Source organism: Streptomyces sp. NPDC031554, from assembly GCF_055580685.1.
The window spans coordinates 76,849-92,905 of record NZ_JBVIKX010000015.1; the positions used below are offsets into that span (position 1 = coordinate 76,849).

13 protein-coding genes and 1 pseudogene are annotated in these 16,057 nt (G+C 73.1%); 8 read left to right on the top strand and 6 right to left on the bottom strand.

The genetic code is table 11. The features are described from left to right. The first annotated feature begins 53 nt into the window (after positions 1–53). Positions 54–872: an arylamine N-acetyltransferase family protein gene (locus tag ACZ5FU_RS30605; protein ID WP_451779224.1), complete on the top strand. Its 819-nt coding sequence runs from the start codon at positions 54–56 to the stop codon at positions 870–872. A gap of 56 nt (positions 873–928) precedes the next feature. Beyond that, positions 929–2,215, top strand: coding sequence for a phthiocerol/phthiodiolone dimycocerosyl transferase family protein (locus ACZ5FU_RS30610; RefSeq protein ID WP_451525856.1), 1,287 nt, complete (start codon positions 929–931; stop codon positions 2,213–2,215). A 64-nt stretch (positions 2,216–2,279) separates the two neighbouring features. Here the strand turns inward: ACZ5FU_RS30610 and ACZ5FU_RS30615 are convergent, their stop codons facing one another. Next, entirely contained in the window at positions 2,280–3,071 is a 792-nt protein-coding gene (locus ACZ5FU_RS30615; RefSeq protein ID WP_451525857.1) for a putative protein N(5)-glutamine methyltransferase, read from the bottom strand. 231 nt (positions 3,072–3,302) lie between these two features. Here ACZ5FU_RS30615 and ACZ5FU_RS30620 point away from each other — a divergent pair, with 231 nt between their 5' ends. The 4 genes from ACZ5FU_RS30620 (at position 3,303) to ACZ5FU_RS30635 (ending at position 8,526) form a co-directional block, all read left to right on the top strand. Next, entirely contained in the window at positions 3,303–4,937 is a 1,635-nt protein-coding gene (locus tag ACZ5FU_RS30620; protein ID WP_451525858.1) for an acyl-CoA carboxylase subunit beta, read from the top strand. 114 nt (positions 4,938–5,051) lie between these two features. Further along, on the top strand, positions 5,052–6,272 hold the full coding sequence (locus ACZ5FU_RS30625) for an acyl-CoA dehydrogenase family protein (protein ID WP_451525859.1): 1,221 nt from the start codon (positions 5,052–5,054) through the stop codon (positions 6,270–6,272). 151 nt (positions 6,273–6,423) lie between these two features. Continuing rightward, positions 6,424–7,392 (top strand): zinc-binding dehydrogenase, encoded by a 969-nt coding sequence (locus ACZ5FU_RS30630; RefSeq protein WP_451779214.1) that lies wholly within the window; start codon positions 6,424–6,426, stop codon positions 7,390–7,392. A 306-nt stretch (positions 7,393–7,698) separates the two neighbouring features. After that, positions 7,699–8,526: a hypothetical protein gene (locus ACZ5FU_RS30635; RefSeq protein ID WP_451525861.1), complete on the top strand. Its 828-nt coding sequence runs from the start codon at positions 7,699–7,701 to the stop codon at positions 8,524–8,526. Positions 8,527–8,765: 239 nt separating this feature from the next. Here the strand turns inward: ACZ5FU_RS30635 and ACZ5FU_RS30640 are convergent, their stop codons facing one another. The 3 genes from ACZ5FU_RS30640 to ACZ5FU_RS30650 form a co-directional block, all read right to left on the bottom strand. Next, complete coding sequence (locus ACZ5FU_RS30640) at positions 8,766–9,848, bottom strand: protein kinase family protein (protein ID WP_451525862.1); 1,083 nt, start codon at positions 9,846–9,848, stop codon at positions 8,766–8,768. A 125-nt stretch (positions 9,849–9,973) separates the two neighbouring features. Then, positions 9,974–11,167, bottom strand: a complete 1,194-nt coding sequence (locus tag ACZ5FU_RS30645; RefSeq protein ID WP_451525863.1) for a PP2C family protein-serine/threonine phosphatase — start codon at positions 11,165–11,167, stop codon at positions 9,974–9,976. Continuing rightward, entirely contained in the window at positions 11,164–12,768 is a 1,605-nt protein-coding gene (locus ACZ5FU_RS30650) for a sensor histidine kinase (protein ID WP_451525864.1), read from the bottom strand. Before ACZ5FU_RS30650 ends, ACZ5FU_RS30645 begins: the two co-directional genes overlap by 4 nt. Positions 12,769–12,883: 115 nt before the next feature. Between ACZ5FU_RS30650 and ACZ5FU_RS30655 the strand changes: the two genes are divergently transcribed. Both ACZ5FU_RS30655 and ACZ5FU_RS30660 read left to right on the top strand, forming a co-directional pair. Next, entirely contained in the window at positions 12,884–13,657 is a 774-nt protein-coding gene (locus ACZ5FU_RS30655; RefSeq protein WP_451525865.1) for a response regulator, read from the top strand. A gap of 425 nt (positions 13,658–14,082) precedes the next feature. Continuing rightward, positions 14,083–14,616: a GNAT family N-acetyltransferase gene (locus tag ACZ5FU_RS30660; RefSeq protein ID WP_469047483.1), complete on the top strand. Its 534-nt coding sequence runs from the start codon at positions 14,083–14,085 to the stop codon at positions 14,614–14,616. A 46-nt stretch (positions 14,617–14,662) separates the two neighbouring features. On the opposite strand, the pseudogene ACZ5FU_RS30665 reads toward ACZ5FU_RS30660, so the two are convergent. Together ACZ5FU_RS30665 and ACZ5FU_RS30670 are read right to left on the bottom strand one after the other, a co-directional pair. Next, a pseudogene (locus ACZ5FU_RS30665) lies at positions 14,663–14,844 on the bottom strand (IS21-like element helper ATPase IstB); the annotation flags it as partial. 81 nt (positions 14,845–14,925) lie between these two features. Then, positions 14,926–15,318 carry a hypothetical protein gene (locus ACZ5FU_RS30670; RefSeq protein WP_469047484.1) on the bottom strand — a complete coding sequence of 131 codons (393 nt, stop codon included), beginning with the start codon at positions 15,316–15,318 and terminating at the stop codon, positions 14,926–14,928. Positions 15,319–16,057: the final 739 nt, after the last annotated feature.

A 16,057-nucleotide genomic window follows, 5' to 3' on the forward strand; every position in this document is an offset into this window, starting at 1 on the left:
TCACCCGCGGCAGCGACCGGACGCACCGCGCGACGTCCTGGAGCAGAGAGGCAGTGACCGTGTTCGACCCCGACATCTACCTGCGACGGCTGGGCCACGACACCGAGCGGGCCGGGCGTCCCGCGCCCGACCTGGCCACCCTCGTCCGGCTCCACAAACGGCACATGGAGACCGTGCCCTTCAGCAGCACCGGCTCCCTGGCCGTGCCGACCGCGAGCGGCGAGGTGGTCGACCTGGTCGACTTCGACCAGGACGCCACCTTCGACGCCGTCGTCGCGGCGGGCCACGGCGGCGGCTGCGTCCAGATGACCCGGCTGTTCCTGCGCCTGCTGCGCGACCTCGGCTACGACGTCGACCTGATCGCCGGCACCACGGCCGAGGGGCGGGCCGAGTACGGCGCCGAGGTCGAGCACATGCTGATGGTGGCCCGCGTCGACGGCGTGCGCTGGCTCGTCGACGTGGGATACGCCGGCCCCTCGTTCCTCGCACCGCTGCGTCTGGACGGTGCCACCGACGGGCGGGAGCAGACGCAGTACGGCTGCCGGTACCGCCTCGTCGAGGACGGCGACGGCGTGCTCCTGCAGCGCAGACCGAGGCTCGGACGCTGGAGCGTGGTCTTCCGCTTCACCCCGAAGGTCCGTGATCCGGCCGAGTGGTACGCCTTCCAGGACCTGGCGAACGTGAAGCTGGCCGCGGTGACCGGGGAGAGCGCGCCCCAGCTTCACAGCCGGGCCGTCGCCGACGGACAGGTGGTGCTCAAGGGCCGGCGCCTCCTGACCGTGCGGGCCGGCATCGAGAAGTCCCGCACCCTCACCGACGACGGGGAACTGCGCGCGGTCCGGGACGCGATCCTCGCCGGCACGCTCGACTGAGACACGGCACCCCGTCCCCCCGCTCGTCCCGTCACCACCGACAGAACAGGATGGACATGCGTCGCACACTGTCCCGCTCGGAGAGCCTCTACGCCGGGGAGATGAGAACGCAGGCCGTACGCATGTTCACGGTGCGCGGCCACGTCGACCCCGACGCGCTCGCCACGGCGTTCGCCGCGGTGCTCGCCGACCACCCCTCGCTGCGCAGCCGGCTCGAACAGGACACCGAGGGCGCTTTCCTCAGCCCGCTGAAGCCCGACGAACTGCCGGTCCCGGTCGTGCGTCCCGACGGCCCGGACGTGCTGGTCCAGGAGTGGAACACACCGCTGCCGCTGGGCGGCCCGCTGGTCCGCCTGGTCCTGCTGACCGGGGAGCACGAGAACACGCTGCTCCTCGGGGTCGACCACGTGGTCTGCGACGGCCGCAGCGCGACCGCCCTGTGCTTCCGGCTGTGGCGGTACTACGCCGAGGTCGAGGCCGGCACGCATTCCGCCGTCCGGCCCGTCCGGGAGGACTGGCCGGCGGCGATCGACGACCGGCTGGCACCCGTCACCGAGGCCGACGTGGCCGCTTACGTCCGGGCGCGGCTCGACCGGGCCGAGGGCGCCCCCGTGGCGGCCCTTCCCCATCTCGCGGCCGGCGCCGGCGAAGGGGCGCCGAAGCCGGGCCGGACCCAGTCGCGCCGGCTCCGGCTGACCTCCTCGGAGACGTCGGCGCTGCTGACGTTCGCCAGGAACGCCGAGGTCTCGGTGCACGGGCTGGTCGGCGCGGCGGTTCTGGCGGCCGTACGGTCCGGCCTGCCCGCGGAGTACGCCGACCACCGGCTGGCCTGCGTCTCCACGGTCGACCTGCGCGACCGGGTGGAACCCCCGCTGAGCCGCGAGGTGATGGTCCCCGCGGCCTCGTGGTACCAGGATCTGGTCGACGTGCCGGCCGGGGCCGACCTCGTCGCGCTCGGCCGTCGGCTCGGCGCGGGCCTGGGCGCCGCGGTCGACCGCGGCGACCCGGCCCTGGAACTGCGGTCGCTGGACCGGCTGCTGGCCACCCCGCACCTGCTCGCGGCGAGCATGGTGATGACCAACATCGGGCGCGTCACCCTCCCGGCGTCCCCGCCCGGACGGGAGATCGTCGACATGCGGGGGTTCGCGGTGTCCAGCAAGGCGCCGTCGTTCCTGCGGCACGGCCCGGTGCTCGCCTCGCTGACGACGGTCCGCGACCGCTTCCGCATCGAGATGCCCTACAGCACCGAGTGCTTCACGGAGGAGCAGATGGACGCGGTCCACGACCATGTCCGGGCGACCCTGCGGGAGTTCACCGACCGGGTGCCGGTCCCGGCCGGGTGAACGGCCGGGGTCCGACAGGGGGAGCGGCCGGCGGCCGGCCGGGTGAGGCCCCGCGGGACGGGCCCTAATCGCCCGGACGGGTCCCGACGACGACCGTGCAGTACATCTCGTCGCTCGTCGACACGCGCGGGACGAGGCCGTGGTCGGCCATCGCCCGCGCGGTGAGCGGTGCCTGCTCCTCACTGGTCTCGATCAACAGGCTGCCGCCCGGCACCAGCCACGCCGACGCGCCGGCGGCGACCCGCCGGTGCACCTCGACCCCGTCGAAGCCGCCGTCGAGCGCGTGCTTCGGTTCGTGGTCGCGCGCCTCGGGCGGCATCATCGCGATCTCGTCCGTCGGCACGTACGGCGCGTTGACGACCAGGACGTCCACGCGGCCGTGCAGCGAGTCGGGCAACGCGCCGTAGAGGTCGCCCTCGTACACATGGGCGTCGGGACCGACGTTCAGCCGGGCGCAGCGGACCGCCTGCGGGTCGACGTCGGCGCACGAGAGGTCGACCCCGGGGACCCGCGCGGCGACGGCGGCGCCGATCGCTCCGGTCCCGCAGCACAGATCGACGACGACCGCGCCCGGCCGGGCCAGTTCCGCCGCGAGGTCGACCAGGAACCGGGTGCGCTGACGCGGGACGAACACACCGGCGTCCACCCGGACCCGCAGACCGCAGAACTCGGCCCAGCCGAGGATGACTTCGAGCGGTTCGCCGACGACACGGCGGTGCACCAGCACGTCCAGCTCGGCGGGTGTCGCGGCGGCCTCGAGGAGCAGTCGCGCCTCCTCCTCGGCGAACACGCATCCAGCGCCTCGCAGGGTGGTCACCGTGCGTGACAGCACCTCATCGGCGGGAGTGATCGACATCGAAGCCCTTCGAGGAAGAAACCGGCCGGCCGGCCCGGCCCGCCGGCCACGGATGCGTCCCGTGCCGTCAGACCGGGGGATGTGGCGTGAGGGGATATCAACTTACGTTGATCAGCGGACGGCTCACGCAGCCTAGCAGGAGAGGTCGATGGAATTCATGACCAGGGAAGTCGGCGCCGACGGCGGGACGAGGGCCATGAGGGCCGCACGGCGGCGGGCGGCCGGGCGATCATGAGTACGGTCACCGGGCCCGCGGAAGTCTCCGCGGCCGCCGCCCCCGACACCGCCGGCCCGCGGACGACGGCGGGCAAGCTGGCCGACCTCCGGCAGCGCACCGACGCCGCGCTGCACCCCGGCAGCGCCGCCGCGCTGGAACGCCAGCGGGCGAAGGGGCGCGGAACGGCCCGCGAGCGCATCGACGCCCTGCTCGACCCCGGCTCCTTCGTCGAACTCGACGCGCTGGCCCGGCACTCGCCGGCCCCCGGCACCCGGGAGAACCACGCCATGGGGGACGGCGTCGTCACCGGCACCGGCACGATCGACGGACGTCCGGTGGCCGTCTACAGCCAGGACGCCACCGTGTTCGGCGGAACACTCGGCGAGGTGCACGGCGACAAGATCATCAAGCTGATGCAGCTGGCGGCCAAGGTCGGCTGCCCGCTGGTGGGCATCAACGACGGCGGAGGCGCGCGCATCCAGGAGGACGTCGGCACGCTCGGCCGCTACGGCGAGATCTTCTACCACAACGTGCGCTGCTCCGGCGTCGTCCCGCAGATCTCGCTGATCATGGGCGCGTGCGCCGGGGGCGCGGTGTACTCGCCGGCGCTCACCGACTTCACCGTCATGGTCGACCGGACCAGCCACATGTTCATCACCGGGCCCGAGGTCATCAGGACCGTCACCGGCGAGGAGGTCGACTTCGAGACCCTCGGGGGCGGCCGCCCGCACAACGCCCGGTCGGGGGTGGCGCACTACCTGGCCTCCGACGAGGACGACGCGCTGTCCTACGTCAAGGACCTGCTCGGCTACCTGCCGAGCAACAACCTCTCCGTGCCGCCGGCCTTCCCCCCGCCGCAGCCGGCGGACCCGGACGCCGACGGGCTCACCGCCACCGACCTCGAACTCGACACGATCGTCCCGGACTCCTCCCACCAGGCCTACGACATGTACGAGGTCATCACCCGGGTGCTCGACGACGGCGAATTCCTCGAGGTGCAGAAGCTGTTCGCGCCCAACATCGTCGTCGGCTTCGGCCGGGTGGACGGACGCAGCGTCGGGATCGTCGCCAACCAGCCCGTGCGGGTGGCGGGTTGCCTGGACATCGACGCCTCGGAGAAGGCGGCGCGGTTCGTGCGCACCTGCGACGCGTTCAACGTGCCCGTCCTGACGTTCGTGGACGTACCGGGCTTCCTGCCCGGCGTCGACCAGGAGTGGGACGGGATCATCCGGCGGGGCGCCAAGCTGATCTACGCGTACGCGGAGGCGGTCGTCCCCAAGATCACGGTGATCACCCGCAAGGCGTACGGCGGTGCCTACGGAGCCATGGGGTCCAAGCACCTCGGCGCCGACGTCAACCTGTCCTGGCCGACCGCGCAGATCGCCGTGACCGGCGCGGCGGGAGCCGTCGGAATCCTCTACCGCAAGGAGCTGGCGACGCTCGAGGGCGATGAACTGGCCGAACGGCGGGCCCAGTTGGTCCAGGAGTACGAGGACCAGGCCACGCCCTACGCAGCGGCCGACCGCGGTTACGTCGACGCGGTCATCCAGCCGTCGCACACCCGCGCACAGATCAGGTGGGCGCTGCGGCTGCTCGCGACCAAACGCGTGGAAGGGCCGCCGCGCAGACACGGGAACATCCCGCTCTGAGCGGGACCCCGGCCCGGGGCGGGACCCGCTCCCGGGCCGGAGACGCGAAGGAACCACCGGGAACACGGCGGCACCCGGACCTGACAGCCGACGGACCGAAAAGGGCGTGAAAGCATGACTCTCCCCGAAAACGTCAAGCATTCCGGGTCGGTGAGGACACCCGGGTCGGCGGGCGCACCCGACCCCCATGACTTCCTGGCCCTGGACGACGAACTGGACGCCGCCGAGCGGGACGTGCGCGACACCGTGCGCGCCTACGCGACGGCCGAGCTGCTGCCGCACGTCGCCGACTGGTACGAACGCGCGGAGCTGCCCCGCTCGATCGCCAAGGAACTCGGCGGGCTCGGACTGCTCGGGATGCAGCTGGACGGCTACGGCTGCGCCGGCCTATCGGCCACCGCCTACGGCCTCGCCTGCCGCGAGCTGGAGGCGGTGGACTCCGGACTGCGCAGTTTCGTGTCCGTGCAGGGCTGCCTCGCGATGTGTGCCGTCCACCGCTGGGGCAGTGAGGAACAGCGGCAGGAATGGCTGCCCCGCATGGCCGCGGGCGAGGTGCTCGGCTGCTTCGGCCTGACCGAACCCGAGTCGGGCTCCGACCCGGGGTCGATGCGCACGTACGCCCGTCGCGACGGCGACGACTGGGTGCTCAACGGCACCAAGGCGTGGATCAACAACGGCGCCCTCGCGGACGTCGCCGTGATCTGGGCGCACGCGGAGGACGAGGTGCGCGCCTTCCTCGTGCCCACCGACACGCCGGGGTTCGCCGCCGAGGAGATCACCCGCAAGCTCGCCCTGCGCGCCTCGAACACCGCCGGGCTGACCCTGGACGAGGTGCGGGTGCCCGCCTCGGCCGCCCTTCCCGGGGCCCGCGGTCTGAAGACGGCGTTCTCGTGCCTGAACGAGGCCCGTTTCGGCATCGTCTGGGGTGTGGTCGGCGCCGCTCGCACCTGCTACGCCGAAGCACTCGACTACGCCGCCCGTCGTGAGCAGTTCGGCCGCCCGCTCGCCTCCTTCCAGCTCTCCCAGCGCAAGCTCGCGGACATGGTGGTGCACCTCACGCACGCCGGGATGACCGCGCTGCGGCTGGCCCGGCTGAAGGAGACCGGCCGGCTGCTGCCCACGCAGCTCGGCCTCGGCAAGCTCGCCAACGTGCGCGCCGCGACCGAGGTCGCCCGCACGGCCCGCGGCATCCTCGGCGCCAACGGCATCACCCTCGACTACCCGGTGATGCGGCACATGTCCAACCTGGAGGCCGTGCTCACCGTCGAGGGGACCGAGGAGGTCCACACCCTCAGCATCGGCCGGGCGGTCACCGGCGTTCAGGCGTTCCGCTGACGGTCCCGAGCGTGACGCTGCCGCCCGGCAGCGCGCGACATCCGCCCCCCGTACGACGAGGAGTTGCCATGCGGCGGCACGACGTTCCACCACCCCTTCGAGCCGGGGGTCCCCGCCCGCGGGGCACGCGCCGGGGCGGGAGGGCGGGAAGGTGAAGGCGGTCTACGCGGCGCGTCCCGACGCCGAGGACCCGCTGTCCGCCCTGGTCGTCGGAGAGCGCCCCGACCCCGAGGTGCCCGCGGGCTGGCTGCGCGTGCGGATCAGGTCCGTCTCCCTCAACCACAAGGATCTGTGGACCCTGAGGGGCGTCGGCCTGAACCACGACAAGTACCCGCGGATCCTGGGCTGCGAGGCGGCGGGGGAGACCCCCGACGGCCGGCGCGTGACGCTCTATCCCGTCCTGGAGTCCCCGCCGGGCACCGCCGACGAGACCCTGGTCCTGCCGGCCGCTCAACTCGCCGGCGCCCGGCCCGGCACACTGGCCGAGTACATCGCCGCGCCCGCGGCCAGCCTGCTGCCGGTCCCCGACCAGCTGACCTGGGAGGAGGCGGCCTGCCTGATCTGCACCTGGCTGCCGGCGTACCGCATGCTGTTCACCAAGGCCAGGCTGCAGCCCGGCGATTCGGTGCTCGTGCAGGGCGCCGCGGGCGGGCTCTCCACCGCGCTGATCGCGCTGGGGGCGGCCGGCGGACTCCGGGTGTACTGCACCAGCCGTACCGCCGACAAGCGGGAGCTGGCCGTGCGACTGGGCGCCCACCGGGTGTTCGAGCCCAAGGCGCCACTGCCCGAACAGGTGGACGCCGTCATCGACAGCGTCGGCCGGGCGACGTGGACGCACTCCCTGCACAGCGTGCGCCCCGGCGGCACGGTCGTCGTCGCCGGCGCCACCTCCGGTGACGTCTCGCCGGCCCGGCTGCACCGGGTCTACTTCCACCAGATCAACATCGTCGGGTCGTTCAGCGGCACGCGGGACGAGTACGCGCGGATGCTGGCGCTGATGCGCACCACGGGGATCCGGCCCCTCCTGGACGACGTGCTGCCGCCCCAGGACGCCCGAGCGGCGTTCAAGCGGCTGCTGGACGGCGATGTCCGCGGCAACCTCGTCCTGAGCTGGCCGTAGGACACGCGCCCCCTGAGCGGTGCCCCGCGCGCCGAGCCGGGGCCGAGGCCACGGGGCGTCATGGGGGTCATGGGGCGAACGACGACGACGCCGTCGCCCACCGCCCCCGCCCTCCCCGGCCCGGTCACCGCCGGCCTGCCGGACCGCCGGCGCGGTCGCGGGGGAGGGCCGGCCGTGCCGGTGTCCGGAGCGCGGTGCCGGCCCGCCGGCGCCACCGGGCGGTCCGTCGCCGCCCCCCGCGCACCGTCGCCCCGCGCACCGTCACCCCGGGCGCCGGTCGTCGGTGCGGCGGCGTACGGTGCCGCCATGGCACCTGAACCCACCGTCCCCGACGGCCTTTCCGCACCCTCCGAAGCCGACTGGGACCGGCACCTCGCCGACGGTTTCGCCGTGCTGCTCGGCCGTCCCCTGGGGGAGTACGACCCCGACGCGGTCTACGCGGCCCGCGTCGGCGGGAACCTGCTGTACGAGACCGGATTCCACAGGGACCCGGCCTGGGTGCGTCCGGCGGCCCTCACCGGCGCCGAACCGGTCGTCTGGGACTGCTCCCTGTTCGACGAGGCCGACCACATCCCCGTCTTCGACGCGAGCCGTTCCCTCTTCGAGTTCCCGGTCCCGCAAGGGCCGTCCGCACCTCTCGGGGCGGAGTTCGCCGCAGCCCTCGACGCCGTGCGCTTCGCGCGCGGCCCGGTCCGGGGCGCCGACCTCGCACCGCTGCTGACGCGGTACGGCATCGACCTCACCGATCCCGGGTTCGACGGCACCTGGTCCGTCCACCTGGCCTGCCTGGTCTCCGACGGCACCCTCTTCGACGCCCTGCGGAGCGCCCTCGCCACCGGCCGCACCCCCGAGCAGCTGGTCCCCTTCACCGCGGAGCCCGAGGAGGAGTGGGAGGAGCGGCTCGCCACGATCACCCATCCCGGTCTCCGCACCCACCTCGGTTTCTTCTGCACCGACGGCGGGGCGGGCCTGATGCCCCTCCAGGCCCCGGTCGCGGCGGCCGGCCCGGAGGAGCACGGCTTCGAACCGGTCGCGGGCTGGGAGGACGACTTCGGCCAGCTCGACATCACGGTCGTCCGCCTCGCCCCGCAGGACGGGCCGAGCCCGGCACCGTCCGCTCCCGTGACGCGCTGAGCACCGCCGGAGGCACCGTCCCGTCGTCCCGGGCAGCCGCACCCCGACACCCTGGCCAGGGAGGACCGGGGCCCTCGCCCGATTCGTTCCCGAGGGGACGGACACACTGCTCGGCGCCCGGGACCGTCCCCGTCATTCGGCCGGAGGCCGCCGTGCGCGCCCGGAGCCGCCCGGCGTCGTGCCGCCGGCGCACCGCGGCACGCGCCCGACGGCGCCGACCGGAGCGGAGCGACCGACCCTCACCCCCCTGACCACGAGGTGCCGGCCAGGGCCCGCCCGACCTCGGCCGCGGGGAAGGGGGTGCGCTTGCTCCGGGTGAGCAGCCGATGGTGGAAGTCGTCCAGGACGATGGCATGCGGAGCGTGCCGGTCGAGGATCGCGCCGATGTCGGCCGGGACGTCCGGGGACCGGTGGCCGTCGGCCCACGCGCGCAGGAAGGCCCCGTGCTCGACCCCACCACGCACGGCGTCCGGCAGGTGGTGGCGAAGCAGGTGGGCCGGCGCGTAGGAGCGGTCGTACACCAGGTGATCGGCGAGGAAATCGCGCTCCTTCGCCGAGAGCGCGAAATCGCGGCTCGACGCGAGCCCGAAGTCCGCGAAGTACACCCGCCGGCCGTCGGTGAGCAGATTGGCGAAGTGCGCGTCGAAGTGGACCAGTCCACGCGCGCTCATGAACTCCGTCCCCCGCAGCAGCGCGTTCTCGACCCACTGGTAGGGCGACCCGCTCCCCGGCTCCGGGGAGGCCGCTTCGCGTATGCCGCCGAGCCACTCGGCGAGCGTCTGCGGCAGGTGCTCCAGGAAGAGCACCAGGCTGAAGGAGGACCTCCCGACGGCCTCCAGCCGACGGCGCACGGCCGAGGAGCCCTCCCAGTGCGCCACGGCCCCCTCGATGCCGCCGAGCCCGTCGACGAAGCCGGCGGGGGGACTGTCGGGCATCACCCGCCAGTGGTACAGCAGGGGGAAACCCGCGTACTCGTTCTCCAGCACCCAGCCCGTCGTCATGAGGTGCGCGGCCAGCTCGCGCCAGGCACCGAACCCAGCCGACCCCACCCCGTACTGGTAGAAGAGGGGAAGCCCGAACACGTTCGCGGTCGACCGCACGTGCTCCGGCCGCAACTCCACGTCGGTCAGCGGGACCCGCTTGACGAAGACGCGTGTCCCGTCGACCTCCATCCACGCCGACCTGCCCCCGATGCCGGAGCCGAGACTTGGCGCGGCGGACACCGCGTCCTGGAGCCGACGGTCGCTGAACAGGGACAGCCGTGCCCCCACGGCCGCGTGAGCGGACACGCGCGCGGCGTGCTCCGACCCGTTCACATCCATCGACCGCTCCAGCCCCCGCTTCGACACCGACTTCCGCCGATCATGCCAGGTCGGTGGAGGCGACCGCCGAATTCTTCGCCGGACGGCCCGAGGAGGGATCCCCCCACCCGAGAGGCGCCCACCGTCTACCGGTGGTCCCAGTCGAGGCGGAGTACGGCGAGGTCGTCGGTGTGACGTCCCGCGTTCCGCCTCTGGGTCTCCTCGATGAGACGGTCGACATGGGCCGCGGGGTCCGCCGCCGGCAGATCCCGGATCAGAGCGAGGAGCCCTTCGACACCGAGCCGTTCGGCGCGCGGGCCGTCGTGTCCCTCGGTGAGACCGTCGGTGTAGAGGGTCAGGGCTCCGGCGGCGGGCAGCGGGACCGTCGTGGCCGGCCAGGTTCCGAGCCGGGGGGCTATGCCCAGGGCCATTCCGTGGGCGGCGGCCAGTTCCCGGGTGCCTTCGGCGGTGGTGAGGAGGGGCTCGTGGTGACCGGCCAGGTACAGGGTGGCGGTGGCGGCGCTCCGGTCGAGGGTGAGGAGGGTGCAGGTGGCGAACAGGGGCTGCGGGCCGCGCTCGGCGATCAGGAGGCGTTCCATGAGGTGCAGGAGACCCTGGCCGTGGTGCCCGCCCAGGACGAGGGAGCGCCAGGCGATGCGGAGGCAGACACCGAGCGCGGCGGCGTCCGGACCGTGCCCGCTGACGTCGCCGACCACGGCGTGCAGAAGGCCGTCGTCGTCCTCGACGACGTCGAGGAAGTCCCCTCCGAGCAGGGCCCTCTCGGCACTGGGCAGGTATCGGGTCGTCACCGTGACCGTGGAGGTGGAGAGGAGGGGCTGGGGCAGCAGGCCCCGTTCCAGGCGGGCGTTCTCCTCGGCGCGCAGACGGGCCTTCTGGGCGTCGGCGGCGCTGCGTTCGGTCTGGCTGCGGTAGACGGCGTAGCGGACGGTGCGGTGCAGCAGGTCCGCCTCCACCTTGCCCTTGACCAGGTAGTCCTGGGCGCCGGCGGCCATCGCCTCGGCTCCCGCCTGGGTCTCGGACAGACCGGTGAGGACGATCACGGCGGTGTGGGGGGCGAGTTCGCGGACGGCGGCGATGGCCTTGGTGCCCGACACGTCGGGCAGGTGGAGGTCGAGCAGGATGCAGTCGATCGCGGAGGCGGCGAGTTCGGTGCGGGCCTGGGCCAGGGTCGCTCTCGTGGTCAGGTCGAATCGCAACCCCGTGTCGTACAGGAGCTCCTCCACGAGCAGGGCGTCCGCCTGGTCGTCCTCGATGAGGAGGATGCGGTACACCGGCTCCGGCGAGGGGCCGCCGGGGGCGTGCGTCGCGGGCGCGGTCATCGCGCCGGCTCCGCGTCGGCGCGGGTCGCTTCCGGCAGGGGGACCGCGGCCGCGGTCTCGGGCGGTTCGGTGGCCAGGGTGAACGTGATGCGGGCCCCGTCGCGGTGTTCGGGGTCGACGTGGATGGTGCCGCCGTGGAACTCGACGATCTTCTTGCACATCGCCAGGCCGATACCGCTGCCGTTGTAGGCCTCCCTGGTGTGGAGCCGCTGGAAGATCACGAACACCTTCTCGGCGTACTCGGGGTCGATGCCGATGCCGTTGTCCGTGACCGAGAACCGCCACAGTGAGTCTTCCCGCACGGCGGAGACGTGGATCTCGGGTGTCCGGTCGGGGCGGTGGAACTTGACGGCGTTGCCGATCAGGTTCTGCCAGAGCATGCCCATCTGGGTGCGGTCGGCGATCAGGGACGGCAGCGGATCGTGCGTGATCGAGGCGCCCGTCTCCTCGATGCTCACGCTGAGGGTGGACAGGGTCTGCTCCAGCACGGAGTCGAGGTCGACGCTCCGCAGCTCGTGGTGGACGCGGCCGACACGGGAGAAGTCGAGCAGGTCGTTGATCAGGGTCTGCATGCGGTTCGCGCCGTCGACCGCGTAGTCGATGTACTGGTCGGCCCGGTCGTCGAGCCGGCCGCCGTAGCGGCGCTGGAGGAGCTGGGTGAAGCTGGAGACCTTGCGCAGCGGCTCCTGGAGGTCGTGGGAGGCCACGTACGCGAACTGTTCCAGTTCGGCGTTCGAGCGTTGCAGGTCGGCGGTCTGCGCGTCGAGGCGCAGACGGGCCTCCTCGGTGAACGCCAGCTCGCGCACCAGACGGCGGCGCATGAAGTCGATCTCGCCGCTGAGTTGTCGCAGGTCCGCCGGCCCGGCAGGGGTGATGGGGTGGTCGAAGACACCGCCGGCGATGATGCGGGCGTCCGCCCCCAGTTGGGCCAGAGGGGCGGTGATGCCGCGGCGGAGTCCCTCGAAGATCAGGATCGTCAGAGCGAGGATGACGACCGCGATCGCGCTGAACACCCAGTTCCGCAGCGTCATCGTGGACGAGAGGTCCTCCGCCGCGTGCGCCCGCTCCGTCCGCAGCCGCTCCTGCTGATCACTCAGGGCGGAACGCAGCGCGTCGAACGCCTTCTTGCCCTCCGCGGCGCGTTCGGTGGCCAGTGGTGAGGGCGTCCCGCTGGGCGCGGCGGCGATCGGACGGGCGATCCTCGCCTGCCAGGCCTCCGCGGCGTCCCGCACGGCCCTCAGGTCCTTCAGGTCGGCCGCGTCGTCGTGCAGCAGCTCCGTCAGGCGTGCGGTGTGGGCCGCCTGGTCGCTGAGACCCTGCCGGTAGGGGACGAGGAACTCCGGGGTGCCCGTGGCGCCGTACCCGCGAATGCCGGTCTCCTGGTTCAGCAGCGCCGATTCCAGCCGGAACGACGTGCTCAGGGCGGGGGACCTCACCTCCACGAGGTCCTCGCTGATGGATTCCGTCCGCGCCAGCACCGCCGCGCCCGCCGTCCCGAGGAGCGCGAGGACCGTCAGCGAGACCGCCACCCCGACACGCAGCCACCGCCGCGTCGTCCAGGTGGAGAACCTTCGCGCACGCGGTCTCGCGTTCCCGCTCATGCCGTGACCCCTTTGATGTGATGCCGCCTGCACCATGCGGGGGCAGCCGCCACTTTAGATGCATCGTGACAACGATTGTTGTCGAGGTGGCTGATCGGAGCCTAAGGTGCTGCATGTGCCTGGCAAGAACTTCAGTCCGCGGACCACTCCCGAGGAAACGGCGGCCGTCGCGGACGCGGCGGTCGGCCGGCTCGCCAGGCACCTCACTCTCCAACTCCTGCAAGAGGCCCCACCCGTGCCGGCGGACGGCCCGGCGCAGGCGCTGACCCTGCTGTACATGCTGGACCAGCTCCAGCGGGCCGCCGAACGCCTCCAGCGGAGCGCGGCCGTCTCCGCCGCCCGCGCGGGTGCCGGATACCCCCAACTCGGTGCCGCCTGCGGCATGACCCGGCAGGGCGCCCGGCGCCGCTGGCCCGGACTCTTCCACCACTCCGACGAAGCACCCATGGAGCACCCGATGATGTCCACCCCCGCACGGCCCTTCGACGTCCTCCTCGTCGAGGACGACATGGCCGATGCCCTCCTCATCGAGGAAGCTCTCTCCGAGCGCGGAGCCCGCAACCTCGTCCAGGTCACCGACGGGGTCGCCGCGCTCGAGCACCTGCGCACCCCCGGCAACCCCCGCCCCGACCTGATCGTCCTGGACCTGAACATGCCCCGGATGAACGGACGCGAACTCCTGCGGATCCTCAAGACCGACGAGGACCTGCAGACCATCCCCGTCGTCGTCCTCACCACGTCCGCCGCCCCCGAGGACGTCACCGGCGCGTACACCAGCCACGCGAACGCGTACGTGACCAAGCCGGTCAACCTGGAACAGTTCGAGCAGGCCGTCCAGAGCATCGACGCCTTCTACCTCGACACCGCCACCCGCCCGCCCCGCGACTAGGAAGCGTCCGGGACACGGTCCCGGCGCGGATCGGTGCGGGTCGGTGCGCGTCGGGTGGGCCGGTGCGGGCGGGTGGAGGGCCGGCACCGGCCGTGGACCCGTCGCCGCGGTGCCCCGGACCGCTCCTCGGGCCATCCGCCGGGGACGGAGCTTCCCGGGATTGCGCACCGCCCGGACACGCCTGATCCGGTCGCCCGCGCCCGCGCCCGCGGACGCGAACACGGTCACGAGGCCGCCGTCCTGCCGCGCCACTGACCGGGCAGGGGGGAGGGGACCGACCCCGGCGCTCCTCGCGCGTCCCCCCGTCCACGCCCGCGTCGATCCCGGACGGCTGCCGGACCCGCCGTCGAAAACCGCTGGCGCACCACCGCACGGAACGTGAGGATCGACGAACGGTGTCCAGCACTCGGCGGAAGGGAACCGGCGTGGTCGGTCGGGTGGAAGTGCGGCAGCTGGACGAGGAAAGCCTCGAAGAACTCCTCGCGGTGGCCGTCGAGGACGCGGTGCCCGAAGAGGTCATGCCTCCCGTGACCGGTCCACCCGGATGGACGGCGGAACGACGGGACGCCTTCCGGAACTGGCACCGGGCCCGACGCCCCGGACTCGCCGGCCCGCTCCGCGAGTCCACGTTCGCGATCACCCACGACGGGAAGGTCGTGGGGTCGGCCCGTCTGGCTCTCCGCGCCGGCCACGACGTCCTCGAAACCGGCATGTGGCTCGGCCGTTCACACCGCGGACGCGGAATCGGCACCGCCACGGTCCGCATCCTCCTCGACGAAGCGGCCGGAGCCGGTGCACGGGCCGTGGTCGCGGACACCGAGGCCCACAACACGGCGGCACTCGGTGCCTTGCGCCGCAACGGCGCGACGCTCGTCGCGAGCCGGGACGCCGCCGGGATCCGCGCCGAACTGTTTCCGAGGGAGACGTCGCCTCCTCCCCCCTCCACCGCGAACCCGTGAGGTTCCGGCGACACCACGCGCGGGTCCGCCGCGACGTGCGCGCTTCACCGGAGGGCTCGTCGGATGCGATGGCGATGCCATTCCTCTCCTCGCGCCCGGTCGGCAACCGGAAGAGGAGCTCGGCGCCGCGGCGGTCGGGCTCCCGCGGTCGAGCTCATCGACGCGGAGCAGGTCCGCACGGTCGTAGCGGGCGGCGGTCTTGTCCGGTTGCTTCTCGTCCGCGGCCGCCATCGGCCCCGTCACCGACGTCGGGTACCGCGACGACCAGGCCGCCACCACACCTTCGACCCGGAGCGGACGACGGGCCGGTCATGCCGCGCTCCGGTCGTTGTAGTGGCGGACGATCTCGTCGAACGCGTCCCGGTCGGCGTCGTCGAGGCGGTAGGTGTCGCGGCGGGGCAGGGGCGGGCGGGTGCAGCCCGGCCCGTGGACCTGGCCGTCGGAGTGCTTCCAGAACGGGCAGCACGGCGCGAGCGGCCGGACCTGCTCGCCGGCCTCCAGCCGTGCCGCGCGCCGCGCCTCGGCCCGGGCGCGGCGGTGTGCGCACCGGCATACGGCGTCGGCGGCGAGCAGGCTGGGCGCGGCCCACGCGACGAGGACGCCGAGCAGCCACTCGTGGTGGACGAGGAGCCAGGCCGCGGCGGCCAGTTCGGTGAGCGCGAGGGCGCGACAGGTGCGGGCGGTGACGAGGTGTCGGGTCACGGGTGGCTCCCGGTGGGTGGGCTGTTCCTGGTGCAGTTGCGGATGCCCCGTCCGGCCCGTGTCAGCCCGTCCGGTCCGGGCCTGCCCACCGGCCGGTGGAGGTGTCGGCCATGGTCGAAGAGGCCCGCCGATCCGCTCGAGGGGAGGACACCCCGTCGTCGTCCGGGGGCGGGGCGGCGCGAAGTTCACCTACGAGGCCGACCGGGGTCGGCTGGATTCAGCGCGGACGGGTACGCCAGTCGGCAGCGTGTGCTGATCGCCTGTGCCGGGACCGATGGTCACATCTGGGAGAGCACGTCCTCCGACGGCGGCCTCACCCTCGACGGCCGGCGACGCCCCGCGGGCACTCCGGCGCCGTCCCACGCCACGCCGGCGGTCGACGCCACGGCCACCTCGTGGACTCTCACCCTCAGGTGGAACGCGGCTCTGAGCTCCGCGTTCCCCGACAACTCGGTCATCGCGAGGCGCATCAGTAGACCGCGACCGCGACCGCGACCGCGTCCGCGTCCGCCCCGCCGGCGACGCCGTGCGGCCGTCCTCGTGATGGTCGCACGGCTGTTCCCCACCGGTCCCGGAGTGCGGCCGCCGGCCCCGTCGGCGCTCGTCCTCGGCGCCGCCGACGGGGTGTCACCACCGGCCGTGAGCGCTCTCCCCGCGGACATCTGCCGCTCGAGCGTCCTGATGGCGGCTGCTGTGCCCTTCGGTCACGTCGGAGGGGAATGCCGGGAGTCCGGCTGCC